This is a genomic window from Clostridium tepidiprofundi DSM 19306, assembly GCF_001594005.1.
Classification (GTDB): Bacteria; Bacillota; Clostridia; order Clostridiales; family Clostridiaceae; genus Clostridium_AC; species Clostridium_AC tepidiprofundi.
In genome coordinates this window covers 48,704-72,320 of the sequence record NZ_LTBA01000008.1, presented here as the reverse complement: position 1 = coordinate 72,320, position 23,617 = coordinate 48,704, and the positions used below count along the sequence as shown (strand labels likewise).

23 protein-coding genes are annotated in these 23,617 nt (G+C 27.9%); 19 read left to right on the top strand and 4 right to left on the bottom strand.

The annotated features are described in order from the left end of the window. Positions 1-59: 59 nt before the first annotated feature. From CLTEP_RS05545 to CLTEP_RS05530, 4 genes are read left to right on the top strand one after another with little or no spacing between them, the layout of a single operon-like run. Positions 60-1,100 carry a FecCD family ABC transporter permease gene (locus CLTEP_RS05545; RefSeq protein ID WP_242863874.1) on the top strand — a complete coding sequence of 347 codons (1,041 nt, stop codon included), beginning with the start codon at positions 60-62 and terminating at the stop codon, positions 1,098-1,100. After that, positions 1,101-2,312: an ABC transporter ATP-binding protein gene (locus CLTEP_RS05540; RefSeq protein ID WP_066823822.1), complete on the top strand. Its 1,212-nt coding sequence runs from the start codon at positions 1,101-1,103 to the stop codon at positions 2,310-2,312. 20 nt (positions 2,313-2,332) lie between these two features. Further along, positions 2,333-3,316: a TIM barrel protein gene (locus CLTEP_RS05535; RefSeq protein ID WP_066823820.1), complete on the top strand. Its 984-nt coding sequence runs from the start codon at positions 2,333-2,335 to the stop codon at positions 3,314-3,316. Further along, positions 3,313-3,816, top strand: a complete 504-nt coding sequence (locus CLTEP_RS05530) for a DIP1984 family protein (protein WP_066823817.1) — start codon at positions 3,313-3,315, stop codon at positions 3,814-3,816. Before CLTEP_RS05535 ends, CLTEP_RS05530 begins: the two co-directional genes overlap by 4 nt. Positions 3,817-3,944: 128 nt before the next feature. On the opposite strand, the gene CLTEP_RS05525 is transcribed toward CLTEP_RS05530, so the two are convergent. Next, a complete protein-coding gene (locus tag CLTEP_RS05525; RefSeq protein WP_066823814.1) occupies positions 3,945-4,109 on the bottom strand; it encodes a small, acid-soluble spore protein, alpha/beta type in 165 nt (54 codons plus the stop codon). 432 nt (positions 4,110-4,541) lie between these two features. On the opposite strand from CLTEP_RS05525, the gene CLTEP_RS05520 reads away from it, so the two are divergent. The 3 genes from CLTEP_RS05520 (at position 4,542) to CLTEP_RS05510 (ending at position 7,788) form a co-directional block, all read left to right on the top strand. Beyond that, the gene (locus CLTEP_RS05520) at positions 4,542-5,411 is read left to right on the top strand and encodes a YitT family protein (RefSeq protein ID WP_066823809.1); all 870 of its coding nucleotides are present in this window, start codon (positions 4,542-4,544) and stop codon (positions 5,409-5,411) included. A gap of 377 nt (positions 5,412-5,788) precedes the next feature. Then, positions 5,789-7,174 carry a radical SAM/SPASM domain-containing protein gene (locus tag CLTEP_RS05515; RefSeq protein WP_066823806.1) on the top strand — a complete coding sequence of 462 codons (1,386 nt, stop codon included), beginning with the start codon at positions 5,789-5,791 and terminating at the stop codon, positions 7,172-7,174. Between the two features lie 140 nt (positions 7,175-7,314). After that, the gene (locus tag CLTEP_RS05510) at positions 7,315-7,788 is read left to right on the top strand and encodes a GNAT family N-acetyltransferase (protein ID WP_341372115.1); all 474 of its coding nucleotides are present in this window, start codon (positions 7,315-7,317) and stop codon (positions 7,786-7,788) included. A 512-nt stretch (positions 7,789-8,300) separates the two neighbouring features. On the opposite strand, the gene CLTEP_RS05505 is transcribed toward CLTEP_RS05510, so the two are convergent. Further along, positions 8,301-9,488 carry a class I SAM-dependent rRNA methyltransferase gene (locus CLTEP_RS05505; protein ID WP_066823800.1) on the bottom strand — a complete coding sequence of 396 codons (1,188 nt, stop codon included), beginning with the start codon at positions 9,486-9,488 and terminating at the stop codon, positions 8,301-8,303. Positions 9,489-9,719: 231 nt separating this feature from the next. Here CLTEP_RS05505 and CLTEP_RS05500 point away from each other — a divergent pair, with 231 nt between their 5' ends. From CLTEP_RS05500 to CLTEP_RS05480, 5 genes are all read left to right on the top strand, one after another. Next, the gene (locus CLTEP_RS05500; RefSeq protein ID WP_066823798.1) at positions 9,720-11,204 is read left to right on the top strand and encodes a spore germination protein; all 1,485 of its coding nucleotides are present in this window, start codon (positions 9,720-9,722) and stop codon (positions 11,202-11,204) included. Next, on the top strand, positions 11,197-12,315 hold the full coding sequence (locus CLTEP_RS05495; protein WP_066823795.1) for a GerAB/ArcD/ProY family transporter: 1,119 nt from the start codon (positions 11,197-11,199) through the stop codon (positions 12,313-12,315). Before CLTEP_RS05500 ends, CLTEP_RS05495 begins: the two co-directional genes overlap by 8 nt. Before the next feature lie 42 nt (positions 12,316-12,357). Beyond that, complete coding sequence (locus CLTEP_RS05490) at positions 12,358-13,503, top strand: Ger(x)C family spore germination protein (protein ID WP_066823785.1); 1,146 nt, start codon at positions 12,358-12,360, stop codon at positions 13,501-13,503. A gap of 131 nt (positions 13,504-13,634) precedes the next feature. Next, positions 13,635-14,264, top strand: a complete 630-nt coding sequence (locus CLTEP_RS05485; protein WP_066823877.1) for an epoxyqueuosine reductase QueH — start codon at positions 13,635-13,637, stop codon at positions 14,262-14,264. Between the two features lie 16 nt (positions 14,265-14,280). Further along, positions 14,281-14,757 (top strand): GNAT family N-acetyltransferase, encoded by a 477-nt coding sequence (locus tag CLTEP_RS05480; RefSeq protein ID WP_066823782.1) that lies wholly within the window; start codon positions 14,281-14,283, stop codon positions 14,755-14,757. A 182-nt stretch (positions 14,758-14,939) separates the two neighbouring features. Here CLTEP_RS05480 and CLTEP_RS05475 read toward each other — a convergent pair whose 3' ends face one another. Next, positions 14,940-16,067 carry a glycosyltransferase family 4 protein gene (locus CLTEP_RS05475; protein ID WP_066823779.1) on the bottom strand — a complete coding sequence of 376 codons (1,128 nt, stop codon included), beginning with the start codon at positions 16,065-16,067 and terminating at the stop codon, positions 14,940-14,942. A gap of 140 nt (positions 16,068-16,207) precedes the next feature. On the opposite strand from CLTEP_RS05475, the gene CLTEP_RS05470 reads away from it, so the two are divergent. The 5 genes from CLTEP_RS05470 (at position 16,208) to CLTEP_RS05450 (ending at position 19,694) form a co-directional block, all read left to right on the top strand. Continuing rightward, positions 16,208-17,224 carry a CotS family spore coat protein gene (locus tag CLTEP_RS05470; RefSeq protein ID WP_066823776.1) on the top strand — a complete coding sequence of 339 codons (1,017 nt, stop codon included), beginning with the start codon at positions 16,208-16,210 and terminating at the stop codon, positions 17,222-17,224. Further along, positions 17,221-17,412, top strand: coding sequence for a hypothetical protein (locus tag CLTEP_RS05465; protein WP_066823773.1), 192 nt, complete (start codon positions 17,221-17,223; stop codon positions 17,410-17,412). The genes CLTEP_RS05470 and CLTEP_RS05465 overlap by 4 nt, the downstream gene beginning before the upstream one ends. Positions 17,413-17,415: 3 nt before the next feature. After that, a complete protein-coding gene (locus CLTEP_RS05460) occupies positions 17,416-18,168 on the top strand; it encodes a hypothetical protein (RefSeq protein WP_066823770.1) in 753 nt (250 codons plus the stop codon). Positions 18,169-18,181: 13 nt separating this feature from the next. Continuing rightward, positions 18,182-19,195 (top strand): CotS family spore coat protein, encoded by a 1,014-nt coding sequence (locus tag CLTEP_RS05455; protein WP_066823767.1) that lies wholly within the window; start codon positions 18,182-18,184, stop codon positions 19,193-19,195. Positions 19,196-19,301: 106 nt separating this feature from the next. Next, complete coding sequence (locus CLTEP_RS05450) at positions 19,302-19,694, top strand: NifB/NifX family molybdenum-iron cluster-binding protein (protein ID WP_066823764.1); 393 nt, start codon at positions 19,302-19,304, stop codon at positions 19,692-19,694. Between the two features lie 42 nt (positions 19,695-19,736). Here the strand turns inward: CLTEP_RS05450 and CLTEP_RS05445 are convergent, their stop codons facing one another. Beyond that, positions 19,737-20,861: a glycosyltransferase family 4 protein gene (locus CLTEP_RS05445; protein ID WP_066823762.1), complete on the bottom strand. Its 1,125-nt coding sequence runs from the start codon at positions 20,859-20,861 to the stop codon at positions 19,737-19,739. 193 nt (positions 20,862-21,054) lie between these two features. Here CLTEP_RS05445 and CLTEP_RS05440 point away from each other — a divergent pair, with 193 nt between their 5' ends. After that, positions 21,055-22,059 carry a CotS family spore coat protein gene (locus CLTEP_RS05440; protein WP_066823759.1) on the top strand — a complete coding sequence of 335 codons (1,005 nt, stop codon included), beginning with the start codon at positions 21,055-21,057 and terminating at the stop codon, positions 22,057-22,059. A gap of 508 nt (positions 22,060-22,567) precedes the next feature. Then, positions 22,568-23,485, top strand: a complete 918-nt coding sequence (gene yabG, locus CLTEP_RS05435; protein ID WP_066823756.1) for a sporulation peptidase YabG — start codon at positions 22,568-22,570, stop codon at positions 23,483-23,485. The last annotated feature ends 132 nt before the right edge of the window (positions 23,486-23,617 follow it).

Below are 23,617 nucleotides of genomic sequence, written 5' to 3'. Positions count from 1 at the left end.
GTAGCTGACCATTTTGCTTCTATATATTAATGTTATTAACATTGTTAGGGGAGATAGTCTTGAATACCAATAATAAAGCAAAAAATAGTACAATAATAATATCTTTTTTATTTATTCTAACATTGTGTATGGTAATTGCAACAGCAATTGGAGCGGTTCGAGTACCTTTTTTAGATACAGTGAAGATTATTCTAAATAATTTTGGATTAACTCATTTCAAAATAGCTAATAAAAGATTTGATTCAATTATTTTTTATGTTAGATTTCCAAGAGTTATTGTTGCAACATTAGTTGGAGCTGCATTGGGACTTTGTGGAGCTGTTATGCAAGGATTATTTAGAAATCCTATGGCAGATCCGGGCATAATAGGTATTTCAAGCGGAGCTAGTTTTGGAGCAGTAATAGCTATAGCTTTAAATTTAACAACAGTTAGTCTTTATTTTATGCCTGCATTTGCTATAATAGGGGCATTGACCTCTGCTTTTATTATATATAGACTTGCTTCAAGCAAGGGTAAGGTTCCAGTTCTTACTCTTATTTTAGCAGGTATTGCTGTTAGTACATTTATAGGTGCATTGACATCTTTAATATTGAGTAGAATAGCAGAATATCAGGTTAGAGAATACTTGTTTTGGTCGATAGGAAGTTTGTCGGGAAGAAGATGGGAACATGTTAATTTGTCAGCAGTACCAATTCTTATAGGTATAATAATATTGGTAAGTTTTTCAAGGGAATTAAATGTGTTACTACTAGGAGAGGAAGAAGCACAATCAATTGGGTTAAATCCTTATAGAGCTAGGAGGACAATATTATTTTTTTCATCTATAGTAACAGCAGTAGCGGTTTGTGTGAGTGGAAATATTGGTTTTGTTGGATTAATTGTTCCTCATATTTTAAGACTTATAGTTGGACCTGATAATAGAATATTATTGCCACTAAGTGCTCTTGGAGGAGCCGTTTTTCTGCTGATTTGTGATTTGATAGCAAGAACAATAATAATGCCATCTGAAATAGGTGTTGGTATTGTTACATCTTTAGTTGGTGCACCGTACTTCTTATTTTTATTGAATAAAGCAAGAAAAGAAGGGGTGGCACTTTAAATGAAGGAAAAGGTAATTGAGATTAGAAATTTAAGTTTTTATATAAATGAAAAAGAAATACTCAAAAATATTATTTTAGATGTGTATAAAGGAGAATTTATTGGACTTATTGGTCCAAATGGATCAGGTAAAACTACTTTATTAAAAAGTATAAATGGCATAAATAAATGCAGGGGTACTATAAAAATAGAGCAACATGATATTAATCAGCTTACCGATAGAGAAATAGCGCTAAAAATAGCACTTATGAATCAAAATACAATAATTGGATTTCCATTTCCAGCAGAAGAAATAGTTCTTATGGGAAGATATCCTCATCTTAAGAAAATGCAAAGAATTAGTAAAAAGGATAGAGATATAGCGAATAAATACATGAAGTTTACAAATACTTTTATATTAAAAGATAAGCCTATAACTAATATGTCAGGAGGAGAGAGACAGAGAGTATTGTTTTCAAAGGTGTTAGTGCAGGAAACTGAAATAATATTATTAGATGAGCCTACGGCTAGTTTGGATATAACTCACGAAGAACAGATATTTAAATATTCAAAAGAAATGTCTAAAAATGGTAAGACGGTAATAGCAGCAGTTCATGATTTGAGGATAGCCGCAAAATATTGTGATAGGCTGATACTTATTAAGGATGGTAGAATAATTTCGGATGGTATACCCGAAGAGGTTTTAACTTCTGAGAATATTAAAATTGCATATGATGTTGAAGCATTTGTTTATGAAAATCCTTTTACTAGCTTGATAGATTTTTATACATATGAGAGAAAGAATTTAGATAAAAATATTCATGTAATATGTGGTGGCGGCTCGGGTTCTCAAATAATACATTACTTATTTGAAAAAGGATATAGATTGTCTTGTGGAGTGTTGCAATATGGAGATACTGATTTTATAAATAGTGAAATAATGGGTATAGATATAATTAAATGTAGGCCTTTTAACGATATTAGCGAGGAATTAATAAGAAAAAATATTGAAAGTATAAGAAAAAGTGATTTAACTATACTCACAAATATGTTTATAGGAAAACAAAATATTTCAAATCTTATTGCTGCAAGATATAGCAATGATTTAATTATAATTGAAGATACTCCAATTGAGAATAGAGATTTTACAGGAGGAGAAGCTTTAGATATATACAATGAATTAAAGAAAAATGCAAAAGTAATAAAATCTAAAGAACTACAAAAATTTGTTTAATTGCAACTGGAGATGAATAAATGTATAAATTGATTAGTATGTCAAATTTTTATGGGGAACTAAAAAGATTTGATAATAATTATGAAAATATAAGAGAGTTTCTTAGGGAATATGATTTTGATGGTATTGAATTAGTTCAATATGAGCCTTGGAACGATAAAAGTATTCCTAAAGATATTATAAAAGGGCTTCATTTAAGGTTTTATCCTATATGGATTGACTTTTGGAGAGGGGATAAGGAAAAATTAATAAAAAAATTTCAAAATGAAGAAAATATCAAAATGATTTATGGAAGCATGGATAAAATTTCTATTGTAAATCAATACAAAAAAGAACTAGAGATTGCTCAAAAATTAGATGTTGAATATGTTGTATTTCATGTATGTCATGTGGATATTTTAGAATGCTATACTTATGATTTTAAATATAGTGATGAGGAGATAATTGATGAGGCAATAGATTTGATAAATACCATTTTTAATGGTAGTGAATATTCATTTAAGCTTCTCTTTGAGAATTTATGGTGGCCTGGTTTAACATTAAAGAGTAGACAACTTGTGCAGAAGCTAATAGATAAAGTAGAATATAGTAATGTAGGTATAATGTTAGATACGGGACATTTGATAAATACGAATACGGGTATCGAAAATATTGAACAAGCAGTAGAGTACATATTAAATATTTTAAAGAATTTAGGTGAAACTAAAAGATATATTAAGGGTATTCATTTAAATTATTCTCTTTCTGGTAAATATGTAATGGAAAGCATTAATAAGTATACTGATAATAAAATTGATTATGATTTTATTAGAATGTACAAAGAAGTTTATTCTCATATTATCAATATAGATAAACATAAACCTTTTATTCACAATGGAGTGTGTGATATAATAAAGGAACTTGATCTAGATTTTTTAATATACGAATTTATAACAGATTCTTTAAAGCAGTTGAAAGAATTTGTTGATATTCAAGATAAGTATTTGATTGATGTTATTTATTGATATTATTAGGAAAGGGTAATGTTGATATGGATATTAGTGAAAAGATTGCTTATAGAAATGAAATTAGATGGAAGTTAAAAAACATAGAGAATAGATTGATAAGTTGTGCTAAGGTACAGGAAGGTAAAACTCCTGTTGAATGTCCTAATATGATTATAAAAGAGCTTGAAGTTGTTTTAGATGAGTATTCAGAAGTACTAAAGACAATAAATAAAATTAAATCGATTGATATTTCTAAAGATGGAAATGAATTAAGCAGTGTACTAGCTGAAAGGGAAGTAATTTCAGTAGAAAAGGATATCATGGAAAATTTTCTAAAAGCATTGAATGTTAATTATGATAGATATAATAGTTCAGATACTAAATATATAAATACTGTGGATGCTTCAGTAATAGAAAAAAGGGTGCAGGAACTGAATAAAAAATATCAAGAAATAGAAACAAAATTTAAGACTACTAGATGGAATGTTGATTTTAAAAATTCTAAAAGGCTAGTGTAGACTTTTTTTAGTAAACAATACAGAAAAACAATTAAAGTGGCGTATGCCACTTTAAAATTAAAATTTTGATATGCCTATAATATATAATGCAGTTCTTAAAATAATCTTCTTTATACAGATAGGCATAATTATTCGTCTAATAATACTCTACCAGACTTCTTGCCAAGTTTTTTAGACTCATTTGAAACACCCAGTTCATTAGATGTTTCGAATTGCATCTTTCTAACTTCTTTTTTTGTTTTTTGATTTACTTTTTTATTATCCTTATTGTTTTTGTTATTTTTGTGAGACATCTTACATCGACTTGCATTAATAACTAAAAAAGTTTTCAAATTTATACAATGAATATTTATTAAAAAAGGTATTCATATAGAATAAATAGAAACACTAAAATTGCAAGTCGCATTTCACCTCCCATAGTTTAATGATGTGATAAATTCTTTGTGCTCACCAATAGTATATCCAATTATTAAAAATATATGAGTAAAAACAATAGCAAAAATATCAATGTATAAATATTAATTTATTTATAATATTTATGAAAATTCTTTATTATGACAGATTATACACCAAAAAAAATAATAAAAATACTAGATAAATGTAGAATAATCAAGTATAATATTTATTGTTTTGAGGGAATGAATGAAAAAAAATATTCACGCAATTTTAATTATGAATATATTCATTCTAGGCGAATAAATTTTACAGTGAGGGGGATGAGGTCTATGAAGAAAAACGTAGATATCAAGAAGAGTATTAAGGAATTTGCTGTGATTACATTTGGAGTTGCACTAGTAGCATGTGCATTATATTTTTTCTTAATGCCTGATGATATTGCAGCGGGAGGAGTAAATGGTTTATCAATGGTAATAAATCATTTTATACCAGCTTTACCAGTAGGTAGTTTAATGTTGATTATGAATGTTATTTTGTTTATTGTTGGTTTCATAGTTATAGGTGTTGGTTTTGGTATTAAAACAATTTATGCTAGTTTTGCACTTTCGGGAGGAATTTGGTTATTAGAAGTTATATGTCCACATAACGCACCAATGACGAATGATGTACTTTTAAATCTTATTTTAGGTATTTTAATTCAGGGTGTAGGAATGGGAATAGTTTTTAATGCTAATGCTTCAACAGGAGGAACAGATATTCTTGCTAAAATACTTAATAAATATACTCATATAGATATAGGTAAGTCATTATTGATGATTGATGTATCCGTAACGCTTTTTGCTGGTGTAGCATTTGGACTTTCGCAGGGGTTATATTCTCTCTTATCTGTAATAATTAATGGACTAGTAATTGATAGTGCAATTGAAGGATTAACGGCACATAGAGAAGTTATGATAGTAAGCGACAAAACCGAAATTATTAAAGATTTTATTATAAATGATTTGAATAGGGGAGCAACTTTTTATTATGGTAAGGGTGCTTATAGAGGTAAAGATATTGAAATATTAGATACTATAGTTGATAAAAAGCAATTTATAAGATTAAAAAATTATATAAAAGAAACGGATCCAACTGCGTTTGTAAAAGTGCAGAATGTACATGAAACTCTTGGAGATGGATTTAAAAGTATATTGGAATAAAAAGTAAAAGGTTTCTATATAAATAATATAGAAGCCTTTTACTTTTTATTTATTAAATTATAAATATTACCATGTTTGTAATTGGAGAATTTAATATTTTGTGCACCTAAAGTTTCTATATTTTATTTTAACAAAACGAGTTTATGAGGACCATAATGTGCAATCAGAAATGTAACAAAATTATTAATATTATTAACTATATTAGTAAGTTTATAAATATAATGTTAATAATTAAGTTAATCTATTGACAATAATTTTGCTAGATTTATAATGTATTATAACAAATGCTATAAATATATAAATACTATAAATATGTGTATTTAAAGAAATTATTAGAATTTATAATTGTAATTTGTATATTTAAGGGGGAAATAATAATGAGTTTTAAGGAGAGTATCGAACGAAAAGCTAAAACCACATTGATTAAAACCGGTGTAGAATTGCTTGAAAAAAATCCGGAAAAGAACGTTGAAAGAATCTTTTCATTAGTTAAGAAATCTGTTAGAGATGATTTTTCAAAGGAACGTGTTGATAGAGTATATCAATATTATAATGAAATGCCATCAGTTCATGATTTCATTCAGGATATATTGATTAATACTAACAAGAATTGTTTAAAAAAGTTTTTTGCCAATTTCATAGGTAATGCTACTTGGTATGGTATTTCTAAGAGAGAAAAGGTTGGGCAAGATAATGATACAAAGGTACCATTTTCAATACTTATAAGTCCCTCAATGAGATGCAATTTAAGATGTAAGGGTTGTTATGCATCTACTTATAGCAAAGAAGATGATATATCGTTCGAAGAAGTAGATAGACTCATTGGTGAAGCTCGAGATTTAGGTATATACTATATTGTTGTTTTAGGTGGTGAGCCTTTCTTTAATAATTATATGCTTGATATTTATGAAAAATATGATGATATGATGTTCATGCCATTTACAAATGGTACATTAATCGATGAAAAAATGGCTGATAAGTTAGCTGAACTAGGAAATGTTATGCCAATGGTTTCGGTTGAAGGTACTAAAGAGGACACCGATTGGAGAAGAGGAGAAGGTGTTTATGATACTGTTATGAGAGCAATGGAATTATTAGGTGAGAGAGGAATTCCATTTGGTGCATCGACTGCTACTACTAGATATAATGTTAATGATGTTACTTCTGATAAATTTATAGATATGTTAATCGAAAAAGGTGCAAGAATGATATGGTATTTTATATTTATGCCAGTTGGTAACGATCCTATAAAAGATATGGATTTGATGCTTACTCCAGAACAAAGAATTGAGCTTGGAAGAAGAACAAGGAAGATAAGAACAACTAAAAAAATATTTACCATAGACTTTTTCAATGATGCTCCATTTGTTGGAGGATGTATTGCAGGAAAATACTACTGTCATATAAATTCTAATGAGGATTTAGAACCATGTATTTTCAGTCATTTTTCAACAGATAATCTTAAGGGTAAACCATTAATTGAAGCATTTAAGACACCATTCTTTAAAGAAATAAGAAGTAGACAACCGTATAACCATAATTTATTAAGGCCATGTATGATGATAGATAATCCTGAACAGATGAGAGAGATAGTGGCTAAGACAGGTGCTAAACCAGATGATAAAGGTGCAGAAATGATGATTAATAATAAAGAATTCCAAGAAAGATTGAATAAGTTAGCTGAAGAATTTGCGCCAGTTGCCGATAAAGCTTATGAAGATGATTTCCACGGTCAAGGAAATTACGAGATGGCAAAAGGTTAAACCAGATATGGAATCTTTAGGCTGTTGACAAACTTAATTTGTCAACAGCTTTTTTAAAGAACTAAAATATATACTGGAAAATTTGTTTGATTATATATATAAAAGTGCAAATGAAAATTATAAAGATAAATTTATAAAATATTTTTAAAGGACGGGTTGATAATGAAGAATTAATTAATTTACTTCCATTTGAAACTGATAACTTAATTATAAGAAAAACTATGCTTTCTGATACTCAATTATTATTAAAAATGGACAAAAGTGAGAATGTACAAATGTTCTTAGGTGGAATAAAAAATACAACACTTTCTGAGAGAGAAAAATTTATACAAAAAAGAATTGATAAATTTGACCGAGGAATTATTGGTATGTTAACAGTTGTATTAAAAACAACTAGTGAGGCAATAGGTTTTCTCAATTTTGATATAAATGAGTCATCTAACAATGCAGAATTATCTTATATATTTGATTTTGATTATTGGAATAGAGGCTACGTTTTACTAATAGAGAACGGTGGTAGTGCAAGTGATGCAATGCATATAGCTAGTGAATTTGTAGGAAGCCTTAAAATAGAGAGAAATGCTATTCCTGCTGTAGTGCTAACCTTTAATTAAGCAATACTAACTGCTATAGCTAATGATTATTCTTATGAAGATGTTTTCATAATACTAGCCGCCTAGTCCTCTGACCGACTAGCAAACTAGCATTATTTTCTAGCCCATGTTCTTTCATTCTAGTACCTAGAATCTATAAACAGATACTGGTTTTCAAGTTGCAAATCTGTACTGGCAGTCCAGTCGTCAAACTTGCTTTATCCTAGCACCCAATAAGATGCTGGTTCTCAAGTCACAAATTTGTACCGGAGACTGGGGATTAAAACAAAGTCACTAATCGCCAATCGCCAATCACCAAAGCAGATTGTGACTTTGATGAAAACTAATATAAGATTGCTAGTTTTCCAGGTGGCTAGTTACCAGTTAATGTTGAAATCGTTACACGATTTCCTAAATGTATATAAAAACATTTGGTGATTTAAATATATAACAATCAAGTTGTTAATCTGTACTAGCCCTCTAGCACCCTGGCAAACTTGCTTCATTTCTAGTCTCTAATCCCTGGTTTCTTCTTATGCAAGGCGTATAAAAACGACCTTCAAATAGTTGCCTTCTGGAAATTCGTCAATTACTGCAAAATCGCAGGGTAGTCTGTATTCTTCTATTATATTATATTTTCTATTTAAGCTATTAAATGCTTTTTCAATAAATCCTTTAAATTTTTTCATATTAAAACTGCTGCAATTTGTTGATGCAACAATTAGACCATTTTGATTTGTTATTTCAATAGCTTGCTTTAGCAAATTTGTATAATCACTTTCTGCACTAAATTTGCTTTTCTTAGAAGTTGCAAAACTAGGAGGATCTAAAATAATAACATCAAACTTAGTATTATTCCTTTTAGATTCTGTAAAATAGTCAAAAATATCTTTAACAACAATGTCATGCTTAGTGTGATCGATATTATTTATTGTAAAATTTTCAATTGTTTTATTTAAGCTTCTACTAGCAAGGTCTACCGAAGTAGTTTTTGAAGCTTCACCTAATGCTGCCGCAACAGAAAATGCTCCAGTATAAGAAAATGTGTTTAACACAGATTTATTTTTACAATAATTATCTCTTAATGCTTTTCTTACATTTCTTTGATCTAAAAATATTCCAACCATTGCACCTTCGTTTAAATATATAGCATAATTAATTCCATTCTCTTTAATAATGAGAGGTTTAGGAGCTTTTCTGCCCATAACAAAACTATCTTCTTCAATATATTTACCACCAGAATTGAAACGTTTTTTCTGATAGATTCCTTTATAAGGTACGAGGGTTGTGAGAACTTTTAATATAAAATCTTTAAAAGAATATATACCTCCACTATACCAATTGATTAAATAATATCCGTCGAAATAATCTATGGTAAGTCCGCCTATTCCATCTCCTTCGCCATTAAAAACTCTAAAAGCATTTGTGTCCTTTGAAAAATAAAAATTTCTTCTTTTTTCAATAGCATTTCTTATTTTATTATAGAATAACTTATAATCTATTAATCCCTTTTTACCTCTTGTGAGTATCCAGCCGCATCCTTTATTTTGGTTGCCTAAATAACCTCTACCAATAAATCTATTGCTTTGATCGAAAAGTATAGCTGTTCTACCTTCTTTAATATCTTGCGGGTTAAGTATCGCTTCCGTCATAATTAAGGGGTATCCTCTAAAATATTTATCTTTAAATTCCTTTTTTATAATAAGTTTAATTTCTTTCATGAGTACCATCCTGTCTATTAATATTTATTATTTTACACAAAAATTATATCATTTACACTTATTAATTGAAACTAAATTATTAAATCAGTGAATAGTATACAGTCTAAGTGTGAATTTTGGAACATTTTTTGAGTGGTTTTAAAAGATGAATTGTTTAGTGAATGTATAAAAACAATAAAAATGCTTACATTAAGCATAAGAACTAGTATTTAAGTTGATAGGGGAATGACTATGGGTATAAAGCTTGAAAACAATATTAATTTTATTGTCAAACAAATTGGTAATGGAAGTCCCATAATAATTAAAAGATTTTTTATAGGTAAAGATGAGCTTATAGAAGCTGTTGCTATATATATAAATGGTTTAGTGAGCAAGGACACTATTGATAGAGATATATTGAATCCATTAATGTTACATGTTAATGAAAATTTAGTTATTGATCAAAATACTGTAGACTATGTTTCAAAAAGATATATACCTATGTCTAATACAATAATAGAGGAAAATATCAACAATGTAGTTGAGGCAATTAAATCTGGTAAAACAGCTGTATTGATAGGTGATTTAGAAGAGTTTATTGTACTTGATACAACTGGGGGTGAACATAGAGCTATATCTGACCCACTAAATGAGTCTGCTGTAAGGGGTTCAAGAGAAGGGTTTGTTGAAAATTTAGAAACAAATATAAGCATACTTAGAAGAAAAATAAAGGATAAAAATTTGACTATAGAAAATTTTAAAGTTGGAAGGCGATCTCAGACAAGTTTAGTTATTGCCTATATTGATGATATTGTCGATAAAGATGTATTGACAGAAGTTAGAAAAAGAATAGCAAGTATAGATGTTGATTCTGTTACAGATACGGGAATGATTGATCAATATATAGAAGATAGTGCTTATTCAATATTTCCTCAGATTTATGTTACTGAAAGACCTGATATAGTTAAGTCAGATATTATGGAGGGAAGGATTGCAATAATATTAAATGGAACTCCATTTGCACTTACAGTTCCAGCAGTTTTTGTTCAATTTTTTCAGGGGATTGAAGACTATAATGATAGAACAATAGTAGCATCGTTTTCGCGCATACTTAGGTTAATTGCTGTATTTATAGTTATTACTTTACCATCATTGTATTTGACTCTTATAAATTACAATATTGAATTAATACCTGTTAAGTTTATAAATCCTATCATTGAATCAAGACAGGGAATTGCTTTAACACCGTTCTTAGAAATATTATCAATGGAGATATTTGTTGATTTTTTAAGAGAAGGTGGGCTTAGATTGCCACCTAAAATAGCTTCAACATTGAGTATTGTTGGAGGTATTATCATAGGTAACATGGCAGTTCAGTCTAAAATAGTAAGTCCCACAACCTTGCTTATAGTGGGTATTTCTGTTATAGCTACATTTTTGATACCAAATTATGAAATGTCTCTTAGCATAAGATTTATACGATTTCCAATGTTAGTTTTAGCTGATACACTTGGTTTTTTAGGAATAGCTGCTGGATGGCTTTTTATTATAATTCATTTATGTTCATTAGAAAGTTTTGGAGTACCGTATTTTTCAATTAAAAGTAGTGATTTGAAGGATATATTCATAAGAGCACCTCTATGGAAAATGAATAAAAGACCGCAGGCTATTCCAAATAATAATAGTGTAAGACAAAGCGATTTTAGAAAGAATATGAGGAGTAAGAAAAATGAATAATGATAAAAAAAGTCTTTTGTCTACAAATCAATTAACATTTTTGCTTACTGGATTTACTCTTGGACCTGGATTTTTAAGATTACCAAATGTTGTAGTGAAGGAGGCAGGTCAAGATGCATGGATTTCGGGTATTGTTGCATTAATATATCCATTATATGTTGTTTTAATAAGCAGTTATATTGCAAAGAAGCACCCAAAAGAAAATATATTGACATTGAGCAGAAGATATTTTGGAAATATAATAGGTAATATTTTAAATATAATATTTATGTTGCAGTTTGTTTTGTATACATCAACAATAGCTTCAGAATTTATTAGAATACTAGAGGTGTATATTGTTGCATTTTTAACTCCTATAAAAATTTGTATTGTTGGTGTAACTTTGGCTTTATATGCCGCATATAAGGGATTAAAGGTTTTAGGAAAAATAAGTGAATTGATTTCATACATTTTAATATTTATTATTATCTTTTCGGTGGCGGCATGTAAATATGGAGATACGCTAAATTTGCAACCTGTTTTTGGTACACGTATTATAGATATATTAAACGGTATAAAATCGACATGTTATTGTTATACAGGGTTTGAATCTATATTGTTGTTTTATTCATCTTTATATGATGTTAGTACTGTCAAAAAAGCAGGATTGAGAGCAGTATTAATAGCTGGTTCGATATGGATATGGACTATATTTATAACGATATATTATCTAGGAATAGATATAATACCTAAAAGCTATTGGTCGTTTATAATGGTTTTTGAAAGTATACATATACCTGTTATAAATAATTTTAGATATGTGGTTATGTTTGCATGGATATTGATAATTATAAGAATATTGTCAAATTATTACTTTTCATCGGCTTTTATTATAAATAACATGACGGGTATTGATATAAAGCGAGTATGCTTAATAATGTATCCATTATTTTTATATTTACCTATAAAATTTAAGGATAATATACTTAGAGAAAAAATTCTAAATTTTGCTGTTCCACGTTTTGTTATTTTTAATATATTACTGATTACTTTATTAGCATTAATAATTTTTATTAAATCAAAGGCATATCAAAAGAGCAATATTAATCAAAAAACTTTAAACAAAGAATAGTAGAACATGAAATTGTAAATTAAAGATTGAGGGTTAAGTATCATGAACAATAAGCGAATTAACAATTCATTTAAAAACAAATTTTCAAATAAAAAATATATCATGATTATTTTGGTGATTCTCATATTATATGTGTATTTTCACTCGGGAATAAATTATTTGCCTGTTGAAGAAGTTGGTGTTCCATCGGGAATAGGAAATGATATAAGTGATGATGAATTTAGTGTGCCTATGTCTATATATAATTATGGTTCAGATAAAAAGATTACTAGATTTATTCATACAGGGGTTAGTGATACAATAGCGGGTACGAGGGAAAACAGACAGTTGTTGTCTAATAAAGATTTTAAATTAGGTCATGAGAGGATAATTATATCTAGCGAAAAATTAGCTAGGTTTGGTATTATAAATTGGGTTAATATTGTATTTAAAAATCCTAATATAAATGACACTGCTTTAATTGCAGTAACCAAAGAGGAAACTAAAGAAATATTAAGTTACAATGTGCCTGAATATCCTAGTGCAGCTGATTACATTGCAGATATGATTGAGTCATCTACGGAATTTAATTTTTTTTCGGACAATTATAAGCTTATGGATATATTTGTGAGGTTAGATGCAGAAGGAAGAAATATAGTATTACCATATATTGAACTAGAAAATGGTAAATTAAAAATTACTGGAATGGCATTATTCAAAAAAGATAAAATGGTAAAAAAAATAGATATAAACGATTCAAGGATTATGAACATATTAAGGGAAAACAAAGTTAAGGGAATACTTGCATTAAAAGAATCCTCTAAAAAATATATAAGTTACTATACTATAACAAAAAGGAATGTCAAATGTGAAAGAAGAAATGGCAAATATTATTTTACAATTAACGTAGTATTAAATGGAGAAATAGTTGAAAATAAGATGTTTAAAGATATACGAAGCAATAAGGAAACAATGCAAAAATTTGAAACTTATATGAGCAAACATGTAGAAAAAATGTGTTATAATTTTATTAAAAATATGCAAAATGATTATAAGGTTGATTGTCTTGAACTAGGGCGTGTAGCTGCTGCTAAATTTGGAAGACATACGGGTGTTGACTGGGATGAAATTATAACAGATCGCAACAAAACAGAAATAAAAGTTAATGTTAATGTTAAGGTGAAGAAAATGGGAAGAGGAGACTATTGATTTCTAGAAAATTGATTTACAATTTTTTAGAAATCAAAGAATAATAAATGGAGAATAGTATAGTGTGAAGTTGCGTATCAACTCTTAAAAAATGATTTGAAAGATGAATAATGAGAAAGGAAGGTGATATAGTGAACAAGGTAAATTATCAAAAAGTTTTAGATGAAGAATTAAAAAAGATTATCAATGAAGGTAAGACTCCATATTTGTTGTTGCATAGTTGCTGTGCTCCATGCAGTAGCTATGTGCTTGAGTACCTATCAGAATATTTTAATATAACTGTTTATTATTATAATCCTAATATACATCCAGAGAAGGAATACAGAAAAAGGGTAAATGAGCAGGAAAATTTTATAAAAAAATTTAATACGAAAAATAAAGTCAGTTTTATAGAAGGAGAGTACAAGCCACAGCACTTTTTTAATATGGCTAAAGGATTAGAAAAGGTAAGAGAAGGTGGTGAACGTTGCTTTAAATGTTATGAAATGAGATTAAGAAAAGCAGCTGAATTAGCTAAGCAAAGAGGTTTTGATTATTTTACTACTACACTATCAATTAGTCCACACAAGAATGCGCAAAAGATAAATGAAATAGGACAAGAACTTGAAAAAGAATATGGAATAAAGTTTCTTTATTCTGATTTTAAGAAAAAAAATGGATATAAGCGTTCTATTGAACTAAGCAAGGAGTATAATTTATATAGACAGGATTACTGTGGATGTGTATTTTCAAGGAGAAATTTAAGTCCAGATTTAGATTAAATTTAGGGGGAAAAATATGGGTAATATAGAGCTTGTTTATGGTGGAATTGAATTATTGGACTATGTTAAACCATTGTGGGAAAAACTGAATAAACATCATATTGAGAATTCAATTCATTTTTCCGATAGGTTCAAAAAATTTACTTTTGATTTTAGAAGAGGACTTTTAGAAGAAAAGGCATTAAGAGGAAAAATCAAAGTTATACTGGCAAAAGATAATGAAAATGATATTTACATAGGTTATTGTATAAGTTCAATTGTTAAAAGTACAGTTGATGAAAACATGTATGGAGAAATAGAATCTATTTTTGTTGAAAATAATTATAGAAAATATGGCATAGGGGATATGCTAATGAAAAGAACACTTGATTGGATGGATGAAAATAATGTTGCAACAAAGCATATTATTGTTGCAGCTGGAAATGAGCAGGTTATATCATTCTATGAGAGATATGGATTCTATGTTAAAACTTTAAAGTTAGAACAGAAATAAGAAATATATTAAAAAATGGTTATTGGGAAATAACTTTATATATAATATGTTTATGTTAAATAAGCTTCCATTTCTATATGAGTTGTATATGGAAGCTTGTTTATCGATTTTACAAGACTCCCACTTCTATAAGTGGGAGATTGAAGCCTCGATGTTTTGCTTTAGCAAAACGAGTTCGCTAATTATGCTTGGGTTTGTGTGCAAATTTTTGTATAAATTTTTAGTGTCTTCATAGAGGTTTTTCTCCAAGAAAAATTTTTAGACCTTTCATATCCTTTTTTACTCAATTCATTTCTTAAAGTTTCATCATTCAATAAGTTTCCTAATGCTGTTATTAGGCTTGATATATCGTATGGATTAATAAGTATGCCAGCATTTCCAACTACTTCAGGTATTGAAGTGATATTGGAGGCTATAACAGGAGTACCACAACTCATTGCTTCAAGAGGAGGAAGTCCGAATCCCTCGTATAGTGAAGGATATACAAATGTTTCTGATGCATTATAAAAAATAGGAAGTTCATTATCTTCTATAAATCCAGTAAAAACTATATTTTTTGACATACACAGTTTGTCTACCAATTTAATTAGCTTACGACTGTTATCCTTATATGAACCTAAAATTATCAACTTATATTCTTTATCTAAATCTTTGTACACTTTAGAAAAAGCATTTATCAAAAATCCTACATTTTTTCTATCGCTAAATCCACCTAAGTATAATATGAAAGGATCATCAATATCATATTTTTGTTTAATATAATATTTACATTTTTCTTTATCAAGTGGTTTGAAATTGCTATTTGCAGCTAATGGAGTTACAAATATTTTATTTTCATCTACTGGAAAGAATTTTAAAATATCCTTTTTTGAGTATTCAGAAACGGTTAATATTGCGTCAGAATTTACTATAATGGAGGGCATTTCTTTTAAGAATTTTAAAAGATAACTTTTGCCTACTGTTTCGGGCATAATATAGGGTATTAAATCATGTATTGTTACAATTTTTTTACATGATATAGAAGGGAGAAGTCCTATTCCGTTTTGGGGAACATGATATATATCTATATTTTCACATGATAAATTTTCAGGGAAATAACTTAATTGAAAATATCTATGTTCCTTTTTTGATGTCATTATTATTTTAGTATTTTTTTTTACGTATTCGTCATAATTCTTACCTGACCAGTAAATATGATAATAATTTTTATTATCTATATTAATTAAATTTTTCAAGAGATTTTCAGTATATGTGCCTATTCCTGTACCATGATACCAATTGATTCCTCTGCCATCAATTGCAATTTTCATTAACTTCACTCCTATAATAATGATGAATAAAAGCAATTCATATATTAATATATTACGGGAAATTAGAAAATGTGATATGTAAAGAACGAATTAAATTTTTATTTCATATATTACAGTATAGTAATACATTGGAGTATGTTGTGGATAATTTGGTTAAAAAATTCATTGAAGATAATTATTCTATTACAGTATATAATATTGAAAAAATAAAGAATGTATATAGAGTTGAAGCAGATAAAAAATTATTTTGTTTTAAAATAATAAAATATGAATATGGGCATTTTTTGTTTATTTATAGTGCTATGAAACATCTTCAGAATAAAGGTTTTAAGAATATACCTAAATTCATAAAGAACATAAAAGGGGATGAATATACAAGGTTTAATGATAAAAATGCTTATTTAACAGAATGGGTTAATGCGAGAAAGTGCAATTTTGATAATCCTTTAGATTTATTTGCAGCGACAACGAAATTGGCTGAACTTCACAAAATGAGTGAGGGATTTAATGTAACATCATATATGAAACCACGTGTAGGGTGGCTAAAATGGATTACTACATTTAGAACTAGATACAATGAAATACTTGATTTTAAAAGAAGAATCAATGAAAAAACTATTAAAAGTGAATTTGACGATTTATATATAAAAGTTATGGATGATGAAATAAAAAGATGCAATAGAGCTATACAACATATTTTAGAAACTGATTATTATATAAAAATGAAAAATGAAATGAAAAGAAAAGGTTTTTGTCACCATGACTATGCAAATCATAATATATTAATAGAAAGTAATGGCAGCATTAATATTATTGATTTTGATTATTGTATGCTCGATACACATCTTCATGATTTAGCAAGTCTTATAATACGCAAAATGAAGAATGGAAAATGGTCTATCGATAATGCTTTAGAAATATTGAATAATTATAATTCTGTTAATAGTATAAACCAATCGGATATTCCTATTATTGCTGCTTTTATAGAATTTCCCCAAGCATATTGGCAAATTGGAATTCAGTATTATTGGGAAAAACAGCCTTGGGGAGAAGAATTCTTTATTAAAAAACTTAAGAGAATAATTGATGATGCTGATGAAAGACAGGAGTTTGTTAATGAAATCAGAAAAATCAATTTTAGGAGGGATTTGTTTTGAGTAAAAAATTACAAGAAATAGAAAAAGAATTAAAAGAAATAGAAGTTGAAGACTATGACAGAGAATTAAAGGAAATGGAAGAGAATATAGAAAAATTAAAAAAAATTAAGAAAAGAGAGAAGAAATTAAAAAAGCTAAAAAAAGAAGAACGAGAATTATTAAAAAAGATAAGTAAAAAGAAGAGGTAGCTTATGTACAGTTATTTTGTTTCATTTAAGGATTTTCTTTATTCAAAAAATATAATAATAACTGATGAGTATATGGATTCGGAGAATATAAGTCAGGAAATTATAATAAAACAACTAAATATATTGAGAGAGTTTCATAAAAGAACTATGAATTTTGATGGATTAATAATAGATAATTTGGAAAATAATACTGGTAAGGTTGTTGAAAATTTTAAGATTGATATAAAAAGGCTTAAAAGAGATTTAAAAAGAATAAAGGGAAAACCTCAGAATAGTTTTGAAAATAAATTAAGTTGCCATGGTGAAAAGTTTTTAAAAAAGGCAGAAAGATGTATCGATATAATATATAAATCTAACTATTATGATATATTGAGAAGAAGTATGAAAAGAAATGAGATATGTATTGTTGATGGAGGTATCAATAATTTGAGAATTGGGCAAGTAAGTGGTGAAATTGAAATAAGAAGTTATAAGAGCTGTAGCTATAATTTTATTGAAATGGATTGCTATTTTTTATTAAAGAAATTGATAAAAAAATATAATTTTGATTGGGAAAAAGTTATTCATGTATTTTGTGAATTGGAAGGGCTGGATAGTAGCAGTGAAAATATAATTTTTGCATTACTCTCATATCCTTCTGAATTTATGAAATGTTGTGCTAGGTATAGAGAAAATAAAAAGGAATGGACAATAAGCAAATATACTAAAAGACTTGAAAAAGCGATTAATAGAGAAATTGATATAAGCTTAATATAGGTGAGGTGATGGAATGAACAGTTCAAAATATAAGTGTAGAGAATATTTGAATTTGTATGATTTGGATATAGAATTATTTAAAAGATTTAACTTATATGTCTATGATGTAGTTCCTGTAAGAAAAGTTTTTATACTTAGAACAGATAAAGGTGATAAAATCTTAAAGAAAATAGATTATTCTATAGATGACTTAAGATTTATTTATACAGCTATGGAATATTTAAAGAATAATGGTTTTGATAGGGTTATAAATTTCATAAAGACAACAGAAGGATATATATATACTATATGGAATGGAGAAATATATTGCATTATGGATCTTTTAGAAGGGAGAGAATGTGAGTATAGTAATCCAGTCGATATAGCAATTACATCAAGGGCATTAGGTAATATGCATAAGGCTTCTTCTGGGTTTGAATATAATATTAAAAGTAGGTACAATTTGCATAAAATTATAGATAACTTTGAACGCAAATTGCATAAAATTATGTTTTTTAAGGAAATGGTTCTACTGTATGATAACACTAGTAAATTTGATGAAATATTCTTAGAAAATGTTGATTATTATATTAAACAGATGAATGAGAGCTTAAGAATATTGGAACACTCTAAGTATCATGAATTGTGTAGTGAGGAGGATAAAATTGTATTATGCCATCACGACTTGGCTCATCACAATATATTAATAAAAGATGAAGAGGCGTATTTTATAGATTTTGATTATTCAGTATTGGATTTAAGGGTTCATGATTTGTGCAATTTTATAAACAAGGTTATTAAAAATTTTGCTTATGATATGGAAAAAACAAATCAGATTATTGCTAATTACAATAACTTTGATAATTTAGATAATAGAGAAATGGAAGTATTATATGGAATGTTATATTTTCCTGAGGATTTTTATAGCATATGTGTAAACTATTATGATACTAGAAAAAATTGGTCAGAAGATATTTTTATAAGGCGATTAATTAAAAAAGTAGATTATAAACAGGATAGAGAAGAATTTTTAAATAATTTGGCTTAAGCAGAATAGATTAATAATAGATTAATATTTGAGTGCATTTACAATATAATTAATAAATGATATCATAATTGATAAAGAATATTAATTGAGAAGGAGCGTAAGAAAAATGGAATTATTAGTAGCTTGTGCAACAGACGATGGTAAAAATTTTGTTGATAGGCATTTTGGTGATGCAAATTACTATAATATCTATAAAATATCAGAAGAAGGTTTTGAATATGTAAAAAAGGTTGAAAATACTTCTGAAGAAGAGAAAGTACATGCAGACCCTAAAAAAGCAAAAGGTATTTCAGGATTTTTAAAAAAGGAAGATGTCAAAATATTATTATCTAAACAATTCGGTGCTAATATTAATAGAATGAAGAAGAAATTTGTTCCAGTGGTTGTTAATACAGACATGATTGAAGAAGGACTAACTAAGCTTATTCATAATTTAGATTTGATAATTGATGAATGGAACAAAGGGGAAGAAAGAAAACATATAGTTTTAAGAAAATAATAATGTTGTTGAATACAGGGCATCCTTTAGGATGCCCTATGACTATTGTTGAACAATTTTTTTGTATGCATTTAAAGTTTCAACAGCTGTTTTTTTCCAACTCAATTCAGAAACTCTTTTAAATCCTTTTTTAATTAATTCACTTCTTAATTTATTATCGACAAGTGCTCTATAAATTTTTTTATACATGTCATCAATATTGTATGGATCTATATAGAGAGCAGAATCTTTTAATATTTCTGGTATTGATGTTGTATTAGAAGCTATTACTGGAATACCACAGGCCATAGCTTCTAAAGGAGGAAGTCCAAAACCTTCATAAAATGATGGATATACAAATAATTTCGATGCATTGTAAAGATATGGAATGTGTTTCATAGGAATGAATCCAGTAAAAATAACATCATTCTCCAAATGCAATTTTTCGACTCTTTTTTTATAAATATAATAAGATTTCCCTTTTTTCCCTGCGATTATAAGTTTGATTTGTGATTTGTATTTATGTTTCAAAATATTGAAAGCGTCTAATAGTCCAAGTATATTTTTTCTAGGACTAAAGCCACCAATATATAAAATATAATCTTCAGAAATACCATGATATTTTTTTATTATTTTTTTACTTAGTGCAATGTTAAGAGGTTTATATATTTCTTCGCTAGCAAGATACGTTACAAATATTTTTTCTTTTGGAAAGTTGAACTCTTTTGAAATATCTTCTTTTGAATAATTTGAAACAGTAATTATACCATCACAAAGAGGAATTATTTTTGACATTTCTTTTTTAAATATTTCTAAGTAAGTATCACTGACGGTTTCAGGCATTTTTGCGGGAATGATATCGTGAAGTGTTATCACATAACGACAGTTTTTATTATAACATAAACCTATTCCATTTTGAGGTACATGGAAAATATCGAGAGAATCATTTAAAATATTTATTGTATTATTCACGTCTATCCAAAAATTATTATTTCTTTTATATTCAATATGTTTAATTCGAAAATTATTTTTAAATGAAACATTAGAATTGCAAGTTTTGGGTAAATAAAGTACATAATTATTAATACAATCTATTTCGTTGAGGGATTTTATCAATTGATATGAGTAAGTTCCAATTCCAGTTCCCCTATACCACGCTGCTGCTCTAGAATCAATTCCAATTTTCATAATAAAACTCCTTAATGATGAATATAATTTATTATATTAACAATATGTTAAATGTGTTAGTACAATATGTTGAAATTCTTCTTCTAATTGAAAAAATAATCACATATAAATGTAAAGGGGAGAAATTAATAGTGCTAATAATTTAGAAAATAGCACTAAATATTCGTAAAAAATATAAGGGAGGTAGACAAAAATGATGCGAGAACTTGAAATAGAGAGACAGTTTGATATAGTAATTGAAAGTATGGTTCCTAATAGGGGAATATACCTTTTAAATACAAATGATGGTAAGAGATGTCTAAAAAAAATTAATTATGGTATTCAAAAATTATTATTTATATATGGTGCAAAAGAGCATTTAATTAAAAATGGATATACCAATGTTGATAGATACTATTTAAACACTGAAGGACAACCATATGCTCTCGTTAATGAAGATATTTATACGTTATCGGAATGGATTGACGGAAGAGAATGTGATTTTCATAATGATGAAGACTTGATAATAGCATCAAGAAATCTTGCGGAGTTACATTTGGCTTCTAAGGGGTATGAACCACCAGAGAATAGTAAATTAAAGACTGATTTAGGTAGATGGCCTCACCTTATGGAAAAGAGGGTTAAGTCATTTGATAAGATGCGTAATATGGTTAGAAAAAAGAAGAATAGGAAGACAGATTTCGACTACAAATATATTCAAAACATGGAATTTTACAAGGAATTGGGCAAAAAAGCTATGGAAGTGCTTAATAATTCGGATTATATGAAATTATGTGAAATGGCTGAAGAGGAAAAAAGTTTCTGTCACCACGATTATACGTATCACAATATAATTATAGGAGAGAATCAGAAGGTAAATGTTGTCGATTTTGATTATAGTAAGAGAGAAATAAGAGTATATGATATTGCTAATTATATAATAAAAGTATTAAAAAGAAGAGATTGGAATATTAAATATGCCAATTTAATAATAGATGCTTATAATGAAATAAGTCCATTAAATAAAAATGAATATAGAGTACTTTATGCATTCTTGTTGTTCCCACAACGTTTTTGGAGAGTTTGTAATAGATATTATTATAATGAATCGAGTTGGATACAAAATACTTTTATTAAGAAGATTAATTTAATGATAGATGAGCAGGAGGCATATATAAATTTCATTCATGATTTTGAAAAAGAATATAACATTGAATAATGTTTTTTAAGTACTGCATAAATAATATTATTGAATTTATGCAGTATTTAGGCATTTTCAAAAAAATAACTAGTCAGTATGCTAGCCTATTTTGCGAACTACTTCATCGTTGGAACCCGTTGATAGAACCTACTATCAGAGGAACCCAACTCTTTGTATTTCACAAAATATACGTCGCATCTTTGACTTGTTATTTTCTTTCGAATGCCTTATTTAGGGGAAATTACACAGTAATTTCCAAACTAAAACTAGTAGCTAGCCCACTGGAAAATTGGCAGTCTTGTTAAAAAAATCGTGTAGCGATTTTATCATTAATTGACGACTAGCAAACTAGCCAACTGGCACTCTCATTTGAAGAAATTGTGTAGCAATTTCAACCTTTACTATTCTATATTCACTATTCACTATTCTCTGATTAAGGTTTTCTAATTAGCCTTTGTCCACTTTCACAGAATAGAGTTAAAATCATATACTAATAGTATCTAAGTATTGTATGGAGCTGATATGTATGAAAGTTGGAGATTTTGTTGTTAGAAGATCGTATGGTGAAGATATAACATTTAAGATAATTGGAATAAAGGAAAATGAAAGTGGGGAGCAAGTTTATATACTAAAAGGTGTTAATCTAAGAATAGAAGCAGATGCTCCATTAGATGATTTGGAAATTGTATCGAATTATTATTTGGGCAAGATGGATAAAATTTTTAACGAAAATGCAACTAGATGTATTAAGAAAATATTAAGGCAAAGAGAAAAAGAGTATTTGGTTTATTCTGATCTTTTAAAAAAAAGCAAAATCATGAGAAAAAATAAGAATTTTAAGAAAAATGTAAATCAAGAATTTGATGAAAAAATGTTTTTTGGGAGACCAGGAAAAGTTCTTCATATAGATGGTGACAAAGAATATTTAGAAGTATGTTTAAAAACTTATAGGGAATTATCTATTAATGTGGTTGGAAAGGTTGTTCCAGAAAATAGGCAGCCAGAAATAATAGTCGAGCTAGTAAAAGAATATAGACCGGATATAGTTGTATTGACTGGACATGATGGAATGATAAGGAATGCAAAAAATTATATTGATATAGATAATTATAGGAATTCTAAATATTTCGTAGAGTCGGTTATACAATTAAGACAATATGAACCTGATTATGACGATTTGGTTATTTTTGCAGGTGCATGTCAATCATGTTATGAAGCAATACTTGATGCAGGTGCTAATTTTGCAAGTTCACCTAATAGAGTTTTGATTCACTGTCTTGACCCTGTACTAGTGTGTGAAAAAATAGCTTATACCAATATAGATAAGGTTGTATCCATTAAAGATGTAATTTATAATACGATAACGGGAACAAAAGGCATTGGAGGAATGCAGACACGGGGCAAATATAGAGAGGGATTTCCTAAATCGCTTTATATAAAGTAAGAAATTTTAATATTTCTTACTTTTTTTTAGAAAAAAGAAGGTAAAAAGGAAATGAACCGAGAATAATTAAAATATAGGTGTAGTGCGTTTAAAATAACTGTAAAATTATGCATAATTATTTAGAGTTTTAGG

Coding starts and splice junctions, on each gene's coding strand:
- CLTEP_RS05500 (WP_066823798.1), top strand. CDS start 9,720: ATGGGTATAAAGCTTGAAAACAATATTAATTTTATTGTCAAACAAATT.
- CLTEP_RS05515 (WP_066823806.1), top strand. CDS start 5,789: ATGAGTTTTAAGGAGAGTATCGAACGAAAAGCTAAAACCACATTGATT.
- CLTEP_RS05445 (WP_066823762.1), bottom strand. CDS start 20,861: ATGAAAATTGGAATTGATTCTAGAGCAGCAGCGTGGTATAGGGGAACT.
- CLTEP_RS05535 (WP_066823820.1), top strand. CDS start 2,333: ATGTATAAATTGATTAGTATGTCAAATTTTTATGGGGAACTAAAAAGA.
- CLTEP_RS05505 (WP_066823800.1), bottom strand. CDS start 9,488: ATGAAAGAAATTAAACTTATTATAAAAAAGGAATTTAAAGATAAATAT.
- CLTEP_RS05450 (WP_066823764.1), top strand. CDS start 19,302: ATGGAATTATTAGTAGCTTGTGCAACAGACGATGGTAAAAATTTTGTT.
- CLTEP_RS05440 (WP_066823759.1), top strand. CDS start 21,055: ATGATGCGAGAACTTGAAATAGAGAGACAGTTTGATATAGTAATTGAA.
- CLTEP_RS05455 (WP_066823767.1), top strand. CDS start 18,182: ATGAACAGTTCAAAATATAAGTGTAGAGAATATTTGAATTTGTATGAT.
- CLTEP_RS05475 (WP_066823779.1), bottom strand. CDS start 16,067: ATGAAAATTGCAATTGATGGCAGAGGAATCAATTGGTATCATGGTACA.
- CLTEP_RS05540 (WP_066823822.1), top strand. CDS start 1,101: ATGAAGGAAAAGGTAATTGAGATTAGAAATTTAAGTTTTTATATAAAT.
- yabG (WP_066823756.1), top strand. CDS start 22,568: ATGAAAGTTGGAGATTTTGTTGTTAGAAGATCGTATGGTGAAGATATA.
- CLTEP_RS05520 (WP_066823809.1), top strand. CDS start 4,542: ATGAAGAAAAACGTAGATATCAAGAAGAGTATTAAGGAATTTGCTGTG.
- CLTEP_RS05495 (WP_066823795.1), top strand. CDS start 11,197: ATGAATAATGATAAAAAAAGTCTTTTGTCTACAAATCAATTAACATTT.
- CLTEP_RS05480 (WP_066823782.1), top strand. CDS start 14,281: ATGGGTAATATAGAGCTTGTTTATGGTGGAATTGAATTATTGGACTAT.
- CLTEP_RS05460 (WP_066823770.1), top strand. CDS start 17,416: ATGTACAGTTATTTTGTTTCATTTAAGGATTTTCTTTATTCAAAAAAT.
- CLTEP_RS05490 (WP_066823785.1), top strand. CDS start 12,358: ATGAACAATAAGCGAATTAACAATTCATTTAAAAACAAATTTTCAAAT.
- CLTEP_RS05525 (WP_066823814.1), bottom strand. CDS start 4,109: ATGTCTCACAAAAATAACAAAAACAATAAGGATAATAAAAAAGTAAAT.